The 12,332-nt window shown below is 63.7% G+C and carries 11 protein-coding genes; 4 read left to right on the top strand and 7 right to left on the bottom strand.

Annotation, left to right across the window (positions count from 1 at the left end; all coding sequences use genetic code 11):
• Nucleotides 1-4: 4 nt before the first annotated feature.
• A complete protein-coding gene (locus NKH13_RS04735) occupies nucleotides 5-568 on the bottom strand; it encodes a polysaccharide biosynthesis/export family protein (RefSeq protein WP_254817578.1) in 564 nt (187 codons plus the stop codon).
• A gap of 255 nt (nucleotides 569-823) precedes the next feature.
• On the opposite strand from NKH13_RS04735, the gene NKH13_RS04730 reads away from it, so the two are divergent.
• Nucleotides 824-3,073 (top strand): GumC family protein, encoded by a 2,250-nt coding sequence (locus NKH13_RS04730; protein WP_352714799.1) that lies wholly within the window; start codon nucleotides 824-826, stop codon nucleotides 3,071-3,073.
• Nucleotides 3,074-3,094: 21 nt separating this feature from the next.
• On the opposite strand, the gene NKH13_RS04725 is transcribed toward NKH13_RS04730, so the two are convergent.
• A complete protein-coding gene (locus tag NKH13_RS04725) occupies nucleotides 3,095-4,324 on the bottom strand; it encodes a GNAT family N-acetyltransferase (protein WP_352714797.1) in 1,230 nt (409 codons plus the stop codon).
• Between the two features lie 89 nt (nucleotides 4,325-4,413).
• On the opposite strand from NKH13_RS04725, the gene NKH13_RS04720 reads away from it, so the two are divergent.
• The gene (locus NKH13_RS04720) at nucleotides 4,414-5,472 is read left to right on the top strand and encodes a polysaccharide deacetylase family protein (protein ID WP_352714795.1); all 1,059 of its coding nucleotides are present in this window, start codon (nucleotides 4,414-4,416) and stop codon (nucleotides 5,470-5,472) included.
• Here the strand turns inward: NKH13_RS04720 and NKH13_RS04715 are convergent.
• A complete protein-coding gene (locus NKH13_RS04715; RefSeq protein WP_352715228.1) occupies nucleotides 5,469-5,696 on the bottom strand; it encodes a DUF2842 domain-containing protein in 228 nt (75 codons plus the stop codon). The two genes, NKH13_RS04720 and NKH13_RS04715, sit on opposite strands and share 4 nt — an antisense overlap.
• A 151-nt stretch (nucleotides 5,697-5,847) precedes the next feature.
• On the opposite strand from NKH13_RS04715, the gene NKH13_RS04710 reads away from it, so the two are divergent.
• Entirely contained in the window at nucleotides 5,848-6,942 is a 1,095-nt protein-coding gene (locus NKH13_RS04710) for a COX15/CtaA family protein (RefSeq protein WP_352714793.1), read from the top strand.
• Here the strand turns inward: NKH13_RS04710 and NKH13_RS04705 are convergent.
• From NKH13_RS04705 to speB, 3 genes are read right to left on the bottom strand one after another with little or no spacing between them, the layout of a single operon-like run.
• The gene (locus tag NKH13_RS04705; RefSeq protein WP_352714791.1) at nucleotides 6,932-7,771 is read right to left on the bottom strand and encodes an aminoglycoside phosphotransferase family protein; all 840 of its coding nucleotides are present in this window, start codon (nucleotides 7,769-7,771) and stop codon (nucleotides 6,932-6,934) included. The two genes, NKH13_RS04710 and NKH13_RS04705, sit on opposite strands and share 11 nt — an antisense overlap.
• On the bottom strand, nucleotides 7,772-8,698 hold the full coding sequence (argC, locus tag NKH13_RS04700; protein WP_352714789.1) for an N-acetyl-gamma-glutamyl-phosphate reductase: 927 nt from the start codon (nucleotides 8,696-8,698) through the stop codon (nucleotides 7,772-7,774).
• 29 nt (nucleotides 8,699-8,727) lie between these two features.
• Entirely contained in the window at nucleotides 8,728-9,735 is a 1,008-nt protein-coding gene (speB, locus tag NKH13_RS04695) for an agmatinase (protein ID WP_292654214.1), read from the bottom strand.
• A 287-nt stretch (nucleotides 9,736-10,022) separates the two neighbouring features.
• On the opposite strand from speB, the gene NKH13_RS04690 reads away from it, so the two are divergent.
• Nucleotides 10,023-11,081, top strand: coding sequence for a glycerophosphodiester phosphodiesterase family protein (locus tag NKH13_RS04690; protein ID WP_352714787.1), 1,059 nt, complete (start codon nucleotides 10,023-10,025; stop codon nucleotides 11,079-11,081).
• 376 nt (nucleotides 11,082-11,457) lie between these two features.
• Here the strand turns inward: NKH13_RS04690 and NKH13_RS04685 are convergent, their stop codons facing one another.
• Nucleotides 11,458-12,330: an aldo/keto reductase family oxidoreductase gene (locus NKH13_RS04685; RefSeq protein ID WP_352714785.1), complete on the bottom strand. Its 873-nt coding sequence runs from the start codon at nucleotides 12,328-12,330 to the stop codon at nucleotides 11,458-11,460.
• Between the last annotated feature and the right edge of the window lie 2 nt (nucleotides 12,331-12,332).

Raw genomic sequence — 12,332 nt, 5'->3', positions numbered from 1 at the left:
CACATCAAAACAGGCGTTCGCGAACGTAGACTGTATCCCCGGGCAACAGCGGGTCGGAGGTCACCACGCGTCCAGTTATCACTTTGCCGTTGATGTCGCGGGTAATGTCGACGCTTTCCTGGTTGGCGCGCGGCGTGAACCCGCCGGCGATTGCGACGGCTTTCTGCACGGTCAGGCCCGGAACGTAGGAATACTGGCCCGCCGCGCCCACTTCACCCATGACGAAGATCGGTCGGTAGCGATCGATTTCGACCGAAACGTCGGGATCCCGCAAATAGCCCTGGCGCAGTTTCTCGGCGATCTCGCCCTCGAGCTGCTGGGCGGTATGGCCGCGCGCCGGCACGTTGCCGACGAGCGGCAGCGAGAGATAGCCGGACTGGTCGACGCTGTAGGTGTTCGTCAATCCTTCCTGCTCGAACACGGTGACGCGGACGCGGTCGCCGGCACCGAGGCGATAGGGCTGGTCGAGCACTTCATGGAATGCGGCCGGCGTCGGCCGGTAGCTGGAGCAGCCCGAAAGCATCGATACGGCAAGCAGCGCGCGGAAAAGGGGAGCAGTGCTTTTCATGAGCGGACACGTACCTTTGAATAGCCGGCGACTCTGCGGCAAACCTTAACGATCGAGCTCGGTTATCATCCTGTTAGGGTTAATGGCCGGTAAAGGCGCACGGCCGATGCGGGGCCGATCGACCAATGCAGATGGTTTTCAGCCTCTTGTTTGCGGCTTGTTAGTAGAGCCTAACAGGTTCTTACCGCGATATTAACGGCTGAGTTACCATAGTTGTTTACGGTGCATGCTGACTCAGTACCGGAGCAGGGATGCATGTCCGTTCAATCCGCGGCCGCAGATGTCGACGTCGATCTCAGGCAGCTTTTCGCCAGCCTGACGCGAAACTGGCTGCGCATCGTTGTCGTCGCGCTGGTGGTAACCGGCCTGGCCTTTGCGCTCGCCTGGCTTGCAACGCCCGAATACAAGGCGGCAGCCAAGCTGGAGATCGGGCCTCGAGAATCGGAGTTCACGCGGCCGGCCGGTACCAACGGCAACGAGCGGTCGATTCCCGACGAAGAGGCTGTGGCCACCGAGGTCCAGATAATTTCGTCCCCCGACATCCTCAAACAGGTGGCGGCGAAGCTCAACCTCGCGAAATTGCCCGAATTCGACGAGGCGCTGAAGATGTCGGCGCTGAGCCGCACCCTTGTCCTCGTTGGCTTGAAAAGCGATCCCTTCGAGATCCCGCTGGAAGAGCGCGTGCTGGACGCAATGCATGAGAAGCTCAACGTCTATGGCGTCGAAAAAACCCGCGCGATAGCAATCGAGTTCTCGTCGGAGGATCCAAAGCTTGCCGCCGCGATCCCGAACGCCATTGCAAACGCCTATATCGCCTCCAAGGGCAATGCCAAGCTCGAATCGAATTCTGCCGCCACCGACTTTCTGGCGCCGGAAATCGCGGATCTGCAGAATCGGGTGAAGGAGGCGGAAGCCAAGGTTGCCGCATTCCGTGCGCAGTCCGATCTTTTGATGGGCAACAACAATTCGGTGCTTGCCACCCAGCAGCTGTCCGAATTGTCGAGCGAACTGTCACGGGTGCGCGCCAACCGCGCTTCGGCGGACGCGACCGCCGACAGCGTGCGCAGGGCGTTGCGTAATGGCGGCTCGCTGGATGCCGTTCCGGAGGTGTTGTCTTCCGAACTGATCCAGCGCCTGCGCGAGCGGCAAGTCGAACTCAAGAACAACATCGCCGACCTTTCCACCACCTTGCTCGACAACCATCCGCGCATCCGCGCGCTGAAGTCGCAGCTCGCCGATCTCGACCGCCAGATCCGCAACGAAGCGGAAAAGATCATGAAGGGTCTGATGGCGCAGGCCGAGACGGCGAAGGCGCGAGAGGCTCAACTCATGGCCGACGTCAACACGCTGAAGGCGGCGTCCGCCCGCGCCGGCGAAGAGCAGGTGGAACTCGATGCGCTGCAGCGTGATGCCGCGACCAAGCGTCAGCAGCTCGATCTCTATTCGTCCAGCTATCTCCAGGCGGCCGCACGCAAGGATCGCAACTACCTGCCTGTCGACGCTCGCGTTTTTTCGGAGGCCCAGGTGCCGACCGAACCCTATTTCCCCAAGATTGGTCCGATTGTCAGTGCGGCCTTTGTCGGCTCGTTGCTCATCATGGCGATCGTCACGCTGCTGCAGGAACTGTTTTCCGGCCGCGCCATGCGTCCGGCCGCCGGTGCCCATTTCGAGCGCATCGAGCAGGTTGCGATGCCGGCTGTCCAGGCCGACCGCGTAATGGCCGAGCCCGGCCCGCCGGTTGCCCGGCCCGAACCGGCAGTCGTCGAGATCGATGAGACCGACGACGACAAGATTATCGAAACCAAAGTGGAGCCGGAACCCGTCGCGGTGGCGGAAGCGGCTGCCGAGAAAATCGAACCGGAGTACTCTGAGATGGCTGCTGGAGACATTGAACCGGCACGTTCTACCCTCGGCGAGGTCGACATCGACAAGGCCGCGGAAAAACTGATCGCCACCGGTGCCGCCCGCGCCATATTCGTGTCGCCAGAAGGCGACGAGGCGACCGCCTCGGCGGTGCTGGTGGCGCGCGCAGTCTCCGACGCCGGGCTACGCGTGCTGCTGCTTGATCTCACCGCTTCGGGTGCCGCCTCGCGGCCGATGCTGGACAGCGGGCTGTTTCCGGGCATCACCGATCTGCTCGCCTCGCAAGCGCAGTTCAGCGATGTGATCCACCCCGATCTCTATTCGGACTGCCACGTTATTCCCGTCGGCACAGCCGATCCGGTCCGCGCCATGCGCGCCGCCGACCGGCTGCCGATCATCATGCAGTCGCTGACCACCGCCTATGATCTGGTCGTGGTCGAATGCGGACCGGCCGACGCGCAAGGCATCAGCCGCCTGGTGGGCGAGGGGACCGAGGTCTTGCTCTCCATGCTGGAGCCGGACGACGAGGTGACGCAGGCCGCGGTCGCGCTCATCGAGAGCGGCTATCCCGACCTGACGCTGGTCACGCCGATCGGTCATGTCGCGCCGGGGCCAATGCCGGGACGGCGCTCGGCCGCCTGAGGCAGTTTTCTCAAATCGAAATCAGCTGTCGTCTTCGCCCGCGGCCGGCACTGTCTGCCCCGCGGCCTTGCGGCGCAGCAGCTTGGTCAGCTTCCAGACTGTCGGCCTGTGCTTGATGAAGGCCTTCGCGCGCGCGCCATGCCTGAGCACAAGCGCCAGCCCCCGACCCTTCAGCGTCAGCGGAACCAGCACCTCGAAATGCTGCGTTTCGAGGTCGCACCACAATCGCTTGTAGGGTTCGTCGCCGACTGAGAAATCATAGATTTCAAAACCCGCCTCGCAGGCTTCCTGGATGTTCTCGAAGAACAGGAAGTCGCCGGGGCTGGTATGTGCGAGGTCATCCTCGGCGATCGCCCCGAATTCGCAGATCAGCCGCTTGCCCGAGCGGCTCGATCCGGTGACTGCACGAAGCTTGCCGGCGACTTCCAGCCCATGCAGCACGAAGGACGGATCTTCCTCTTGGAGCGCGTCGGTAAACAGCGAGCGGAAAAAAGCGCGCACCTCCGCCTCACCGAAAACATTGGCGATGCCCATCTTGCGGAAGCGGAATTCCTTCATCTCGAAAAAGGCGTCGAGCAGCCTGTTCACCTCGTCCGCAGTCTTCGCCTCGATGCGGCGACAGCTGCCGACGGCCTCGAACTTGCGCGCCTGCGAGCGATGCTTCTTGCGCCTGCGCTTGCCACTCACCCGGGTGAGCAGTGCATCAAACCCTCCTGCAAGACCAGCGGCCAGCGACAGATTGGGGCTCGAAAAATGCGGCAAGGCGGAGAGCGGGTTGTGTACGCCGTCGAAATCGGGCAGCAGCCGCTCTAGCGCGACAAGATCGATGTCGCGCCGCGCCTTGGCAATCGCAGCCAGCATAGTACGGATCGCCGCGCTATCGGCACTCGCCAGCCATTGCGGGTCGGCGGCGGCAAAATTGCCGTTGGCATGGCGGCCGCCCATGAAGCGGGCGACGCGGAACGCTCCACTGCGAGTGACCTCCAGCGCCAGCGAGAAAACCGGCCTGTCGTCGGCGCGCAGCGTCGCAACGACAACGTCGGCGCCGGTATGTGCGGCCCAGTTCAGGATCCAGCCTGCGCTCTGCGCCGGGGCAAAAAGCGCCGAACGGCAGAATTCGGCGTACGCCGCCAGCGCCGCACTGTCGGCGACCGAGGTTGACAGACCGGCTTTGCCGGCCGGCAAGGCACACGGCGACGCCTCGCTGCTTGCCAGCCGATTGCCGTCAAATGACGCGGTGGCGTCAACCATACCTCAATCCTTAGGGCGTATTCGTCGCGATTGGGGGTCCGCGCAGGCGCATTCCATGCTTGATGAGCTTAGGCGCAAAAGGTGAATGAATGATCGACGGGGGCGAGGCAATCCGCAAACTGGCGCTCAATCTCGCCCGCTATTCCGGTCTCGCGCCGCTGGCCAAGCCGTTTATCGGCGGCCTCGGCGCCATCCTGATGCTGCATCGGGTCACCGCGACACCGGAAAAGCCGAACGGCGTCAACCGCCACTTGAACATCGCGCCTGGGTTTCTCGACACCGTGATCGCCGACATGAAGGCGAACGGCTACAGTTTCGTCACGCTGGACGAAGCGATCGAGCGCATCGAGGCTGGCGACAAGGACAGCCAGTTCGCGACGATCACCGCCGACGACGCCTATCGAGACAACATGACCGAGGCGCTGCCGGTGCTGGAGAAGCACGGCGCGCCGATCACCATCTACGTCGCGCCGGGACTGATCGACGGCGCTGCCGATTTGTGGTGGGACATGGTCGAGGACATCGTCAATGCGCGCGATCGCCTGACGCTGACGACGCCGGATGGCCCGGTGACGATCGACTGCTCGAGTCCGGGAAAAAAGGTCCAGGCCAATGCGCGCCTGCACGCTCATCTGACGCTGAAGGTGCGCGAGCAGGACCAGCGTGCGGTGTTGCGCGATCTGGCGCGCTCGAACGGCATCGAGTTGGGCGGTCCGCGCCCGAGCACGCTGATGAACTGGGACGAGATCCGCACCATGGCCGAGCACCCGCTGGTGACGATCGGCGCGCATAGCGTCAACCACTGCAATCTGAAGCGGCTTTCCGAGAGCGATGCGCGACATGAGATCGGCGACGTCAAGCGCATATTGCAGGCCAAACTCGGCGAGGAGCCGCGCCATTTCGCCTATCCCTACGGTTATGCCGGCGCCGTCGGCCGTCGCGAAGTGAGCCTTGTCCGCGATGCCGGCTATGCCTCGGCGGTGACGACCCGCCACGGCATACTCCGCGCCGAGCATGCCGGGTTCCTGCATGCCCTGCCGCGCATTTCGGTCAATGGCCGCTATCAGAGCGTCGCCCACATCCGAACAATGTTGTCGGGCGTGACGACGCCGCTGGCCAATGCCGGCAAGACGGTGGTGACGATCTAACTGTTGCCTCGGCTCTTCGGGCGCGGCTCCAGGATCAGCCATTTGATGATGCCCATCGCCGGCAGCACCCACAAAAGCCCGCTGAGCAGGAAGAAGATGAAGTGCGCCAGCGGCCCGGACTGCGCCAGTTGGGCAACCGCCACGATCGATGCGACCAGCGCATAGACGATGACCAGCACTACCAGCAGGAAGCTTCCGATCAGCTTTTTCAGGCGAATGGGCATGGCGCGATCTCGTTGATCGCTATCGCTTAGGCCGAACAGCCGATGCGCGCAACCCGCCAGAAACGGCGCGACGGCGTGCCGCGCCGCCCGGCCTTGCAAGCCGGGTTGCGATGGTTCACCAATCCGCGACCTCAACTGCCGGGACAAACCCATGGCTGCTGCCATATCCGATGCCGCGCCTTTCGCCGCCCGCGATCGCGACCTTCGCAACCGCGCGCTGGTACGCGGTTGGCTCTATGTCGTGCTCCTGGTGCTGTTTGCGTTGGTACTGGTCGGTGGCGCTACAAGGCTCACCAATTCCGGCCTTTCGATCACCGAATGGCAGCCGATGCACGGCGTCATCCCGCCGCTCAATGATGCCGAGTGGCAGGAGGAGTTCCTGCGTTACCAGCAGATCCCGCAATATGCCGAACTCAACAAGGGCATGAGCATCGAGGCGTTCAAATCGATCTTCTGGTGGGAATGGGTGCACCGCGTCCTGGCGCGTAGTGTCGGCGTGGTCTTCGCCCTGCCGTTGCTGTTCTTCTGGGCGACGCGCCGCATCGAGCGCGGCCTCGGCACGAAATTGTCGGGCATCCTCCTGCTCGGTGGGCTGCAGGGCGCGATAGGCTGGTGGATGGTGGCGTCCGGGTTGGTTGACCGGGTTTCGGTCAGCCAATATCGGCTGGCGACGCATCTGACGCTGGCGGCGCTGATCTTCACGGCGACCATGGTGGTCGCGCGTGGGCTGGCGCCGCACTCGGAACCTGCCGCCGGCCGCTCGACGCAACGTGTGGCCGGCTTTCTGGTGCTGCTGGCGCTGGTCCAGATCTATCTCGGCGGGCTGGTCGCAGGGCTCGATGCCGGCTTGAGCTACAACACCTGGCCGCTGATGGACGGCAAGCTGGTCCCCGGCGACCTGCTGCTGCTCGAGCCGGCATGGCGCAATTTCTTCGAAAACCCGAAGACGGTGCAATTCGTCCACCGGGTCGGCGCCTACACGATCTTCGCGGTCGCGCTTTGGCACATGATCGCGACACGCCGGCGCCTGCCGGGCACGACGCATGCCCGGCGCGCGACGCTGCTGTTCCTGATTGTCGTGGTGCAGGCGTCGATCGGCATCGGCACCCTATTGATGCAGGTGCCGCTGCACATGGCCCTGACGCATCAGGCATTCGCGCTGGTTCTGCTGGGCTTCGCCGCCGCGCATTGGCGCGGTACCAAGGGCGCTTACCCGCTGCCCCACGAGATTGCTCTCAGAGGCTGAGCCGCACCCGCCGGATTGCCGCGGCAATCGCCAGCTCGCGGTTTTCGTCGACCGCATTGCGATCTTCATGGTGCCATGCAGCCGACAGGCAGCCATAGGCAATGGCGTGGTCCAGTATGGCGGGCGCCGTCTGGCCGAGCGTTGCGGCAAAGACTTGCGCCATATGGGTGATCCGCCGCGGATCGAGGCAAAGATCGTCTCGGTCGAGTGGGTTGTAGAACATGTTGGCGGCATCGAAGCCCGGGTCGCCGAGAACGCCCTTCGGATCGATCGCCAGCCAGCCACGTGGACCGTGCATGATGTTGTCGTGATGCAGATCGCCATGCAGCGGTCGCGCGTCATGCGGATTGGACAACAGCCGTTCCGCGATTTCGGCAGCTTGGACATACAGGCTCCTTTCGCCGGCGGCACGATCGGCCTTCGCCATTTTGAACAGGCTGGAAAACCGTGTCCGCAGCGGCTGAAGGTCCGGCGGGGCAGGGTGCGTCGAAGGCGAATGCAGCTTGGCCATCACCTCCGCCGCGATGGTGGTGGCGGCATTGTCGTCCTGATCCGCAATGATCTGTGACAGCAAGGTTTCGCCGGCGTATTCGAGCAGCATGCGGTGGCCGTCGCTGCCGAGCAGCCGCACCGCGCCTTCGCCGCGTCGCCAGGCGAGGAAATGCTCGCCACGCAACTCGTCCTCGACATCGTCGAAAGGCTTTAGGTCCTTGACGATTGCCGGTGAGCCGTCCTCGCGAGCAACCTTCCAGATGCGGCTGCTGAACGTTTCGGCGACGGGTTCGGGCGCGCCGACCTTCCAGCGCTTCGGAAATGCCGGCACGTCCATTCAGAGGCCGAGCATCAGATCCATGTTCTGCACGGCGGCACCCGAGGCGCCTTTGCCGAGATTGTCGTAGACGGCAAGCAGCAGCGCCTGCGCCCTGTCGTCATTGGCAAAGACGTAGAGCTTCATCCTGTTGGTGCCGTTGTAGATCTCCGGATCGATGCCAGGCATGCGTTCCTGATGCAGATACGGCGCCACCTCGACCACGCCGCCATCGATGGAAGCGAAATGATCGGCGATCGCCGCGTGAAGCTCGGCGCCGGTCGGCACATGGTCGAGGCCGCCGAGTTGCAGCGGCACCACGGTGATCATGCCTTGCGCGAAATTGCCGACCGCCGGCTGCATGATCGGATCGTGCGAAAGCTTGGCATAGGTCCTGAGCTCAGGCACGTGCTTGTGCTGCAGCGTCAGCCCGTAGGGCAGGAATTCCGGCGCATCCTCGCCCTTGGCGACATAATCCTCGATCATCGGCCGGCCGCCGCCGGAATAGCCGGAAATGCCGTTGACGGTGACCGGAAAATCGGCCGGCAACAGCCCCGCCGCAACCAGCGGCCGCAGCGTCGCGATCGGTCCTTGCGGCCAGCAGCCCGGATTGGCGACGCGCTTCGCCGAAGCGATCTTCCTCGCCTGGTCCTTGTCCATTTCGGCGAAACCATATTCCCAACCTTCGGCAACGCGATGCGCCGTCGAGGCGTCGATCACCTTGGTGGTGTCGTTGGCGATCAACGAAACGCTTTCCTTCGCGGCCGCGTCCGGTAGGCAGAGGATCGCGACATCGGCGGCATTGAGGAACTCGGCGCGCGCTGCCGTTTCCTTGCGGCGCTCGGTCGGGATCGAGATGATTTCCAGGTCGCCGCGCTCGGCAAGCAGCGCCCTGATCTGCAGGCCGGTGGTGCCGTGCTCGCCGTCGATGAAGATTTTCGGTTTCATTGCCTGTCAAAATTCCTGTTGTCTCAAAGCTATATGCCGCTTGCCTGATTCAATCCGGCAACGCTGTGATTGCCCTGGTTCATTTCCTCGAGCCGGGCCTTTCGTTCCGCCAGCAGCCCGAGATAGTGCATGGCCACCATCGAGCCGGCAATTGCCGTTATATCGGCGTGATCATAGGCTGGCGCAACCTCGACGACGTCGGCGCCGACGATATCGACCTGGTTGATCTGGCGCAGCACCGACAGGATCTTTGCCGAAGACGGGCCTCCCGCGACCGGCGTTCCGGTGCCGGGCGCAAAAGCCGGATCCAGGCAATCGATGTCGAAAGTGACATAGGTCTTCTTGCCGCCCGTACGGTCGACGATGGCATAGGCGATGTCGGATGCTCGCATTTCCTCCACTTCATGGCCATACAGGATCTTGATGCCGAACGTGTCGGGCGCATGGGTGCGGATGCCGATCTGGATCGACCGGTCGGGGTCGATGATGCCCTCCTTGACCGCACGGCCGACGAAGGAGCCGTGGTCGATGCGCTTGCCGTCGTCGGGCCAAGTGTCCTGATGTGCGTCGAACTGCACCAGGGCCAGCGGGCCGTGGATGGCGGCATGCGCCTTGAGCAGCGGCCAGGTGACGAAGTGATCGCCGCCGAGTGACAGCAGAAACGCGCCGGATTTCAGGATCTTCGCCGCTTCGCGTTCGATCGTGGCAGGCGTCTTCTGGTGATTGCCGCTGTCGAGCAGGCAGTCGCCATAATCGATCACAGCAAGCTGTTCGAACAGGTCGCGCGAAAACGGATATTGCGGATCGTTGTCGAGGATGGCCGAGGCGCGGCGGATCGCCTGCGGTCCGAAACGGGCGCCCGGCCGATTGGTGACCGCAGCGTCGAAGGGAATGCCCCACACCACCGCATCGGCGTCCTTCACGTCCTTCGAATATTTGCGCCGCATGAACGACAGCGCGCCGGCATAGGTCGGCTCGAACGACGCGCCCGTCCTGGAGCGGGTCGTGAAGGCATGATCGATGGTCCTTGGCGGCATGAAGCGATCTCCTGTGCGTCGACGCGCAACCTTATTGGACATAATTCTCAGAATTGCGACTCCTTCGGAGAACCGAGGCCATTCGAGCCCGGTCACAAATTCTTGCTTGCCAGACGCGCTCCGCATGGCTGGCCAGGAGATTGCCTGGCAAGCAACCGAAAGTAGCCGCCAACGGCTGCTTCGGCCGGCGCTGACCTGGTTTTCCGGCATTTTGCAAGCCGGCTTCGTTCACCTGCCTGTCACGGGCATCGCTTAACCGGGGTGCGATCCCGGTACGGGCGATTCTCATGCGAACGATTTGGCTGAGCCTTCTGCTTTCCGCGGCGCTGGCGGTCTCCCTTGGCCATGCATCGGCAGGCGAAACGCGCGCCAGGCAGATTCTCGACCGCTTCGAGCACGCCAACCAATGGCGCGATCATGTGATGGTGGCTGCGCACCGTGCCGGTGGCATGCAATCCGGCAAGACGCTCTATCCCGAAAACTCGATCGCCGCCGTCGAGGCGTCGATCGCAATGGGCGCCGAAATCGTCGAGGTCGATATCAGACGCTCGAAGGACGGACAGTTCGTCGTCATGCATGACAGCTGGCTCGACCGCACGACGAATTGCAAGGGTGAGGCGGTCAACCGCACGCTGGCCGAACTCAAGACGTGCCGGTTGGTGATCGAAGGCACCGGCGCCGTTACGGGCGAGACGGTCTCGACGTTGCGCGAGATGTTGATGACGACCAGGGACAGGATCCTCATCAATCTCGACAACAAGCTCGATACCGAAAGCCTCGTCGGCATGGTCGCGGTTGCGCGCGACCTCGGCATGGCCGAACAGGTGATCGTCAAGGAGAACCTGTGGAATGCGGAGCGGATCGCCACGGTCAAGGCTGCCATGGACGCGATCGGCAGCGGCTTCCAGTTCATGCCGATCATCGCCGATGATGCGGTTCGCGACCCCATGTTTGCCGAGAAAGTCAGCCGGGCCTTCCCAGTGCGCGCGGTCGAGATGATCAACTGGCGCGCAGGATCAGAGACGCTGACCGAGACCGGTGGTCCGCTGTTCAGCCCGCACATGCGCGCGCTGGCGGTGAGGGGCGACTGGCACATCTGGGCCGACACCTATGCCATCGTCAACAAGCCAGGTGGCTTCCTCGCCGGCGGCCGCGGCGACGAGCTGGCGGTCGCGGCCAGCCTGCCGCGCGAGACCTACGGCTTTTGGGTCGAGCGCGGCGCCACCATCATCCAGACCGACGAACCGAAGGCCGCGATCGGCTGGCTGGCGGCGAACGGTTTTCGCGTGCCCTATGCCGATGAGAAGCGACCTGCCGAGCCGGCCAACACGGCCAGCATCAACTAGACCGGCGCGACGAGAATTTGCGATCTCCCCCCTTGTGCGGAAGATGCCCGGCAGGCAGAGGGGAGCGCTGTCGCGCCGGCCCCAGGCCGGCAGCGCTAAAACTTTCGAAGGAACCCAGAAACAGAAAACCCGCCACGATGGGCGGGTCGTCGGCGCAATCAGCACCATACCGAGATTAGTAGCATAGCTGCCGGCACAAAGCAAGAACAAAATGTGGCGTGGCGGTAGAAAAATGCGACTGTCCTTCAGCGCCTCGGCTGTCCGCCTGCAAGGTCGCGCGCCTTCGCGCCCTTTCTGTCCAGCCGGCCATCTCCCCGGCACGGGAACCCACTTGGGGAGATTAGCTCGTGACCGCCTTCGGTGATCTACCGCACTCTCAGGCCGCCATCGCCACGCCCTCCAGCGCCTCGAGCGCATCTTCCGGCAGCGCGAGATCGCCCGCGGCGAGGTTCTCCCTGAGATGCGCATCTGAAGACGTGCCGGGGATCAGAAGAATGTTGGGCGCGCGGCGAAGCAGCCAGGCGAGCGCGACCTGCATGGGCGTGGCGCCGAGGCGTGCGGCGACCTTGGACAAGGTCGACGACTGCAGCGGGTTGAAGCCGCCAAGCGGGAAGAACGGCACATAGGCGATGCCGTCGCGGGCCAGGTCGTCGATCAACGCATCGTCGCCCCGATGCGCCAGATTGTACTGGTTCTGCACGCAGACGATCTTGCAAACCCTGCGGCCTTCGGAGATCTGCGCAGCGGTGACGTTGCTCAGCCCGATGTGACGCACGAGGCCCTGTCGCTGAAGCTCGGCGAGTGCCGCAAGCGGCGCCTCGATCGACCCTTCGGAGGGGCCATGCGCGTCGAACATGACCCGAAGGTTGACCACCTCCAGCACGTCGAGCCCGAGATTGCGCAGATTGTCGTGCACCGCCTTGGTCAGCTCTTCGGCCGAGAAGGCCGGCAGCCATGCTCCGTCCCGGCCGCGCCGGGCGCCGATCTTGGTGACGATAACGAGGTCGTCGCGATAGGGTGCGAGCGCTTCGCGGATCAACAAGTTGGTGACGTGCGGGCCATAGAAGTCGCTGGTGTCGATGTGATTGACGCCTTGCGCAACGGCCTCGCGCAGCACGGCCAATGCCGCATCGTGGTCCTTTGGTGGGCCGAAGACGCCGGGCCCTGCGAGCTGCATGGCGCCGTAGCCGAGCCGTCTCACCTTGCGGTCGCCGAGGATGAATGTACCGGACTGGTCGACGCTGGACATGG

Source organism: Mesorhizobium sp. M1348, assembly GCF_040317925.1.
Classification (GTDB): domain Bacteria; phylum Pseudomonadota; class Alphaproteobacteria; order Rhizobiales; family Rhizobiaceae; genus Mesorhizobium.
This window is presented reverse-complemented; position numbering and strand designations above follow the sequence as displayed.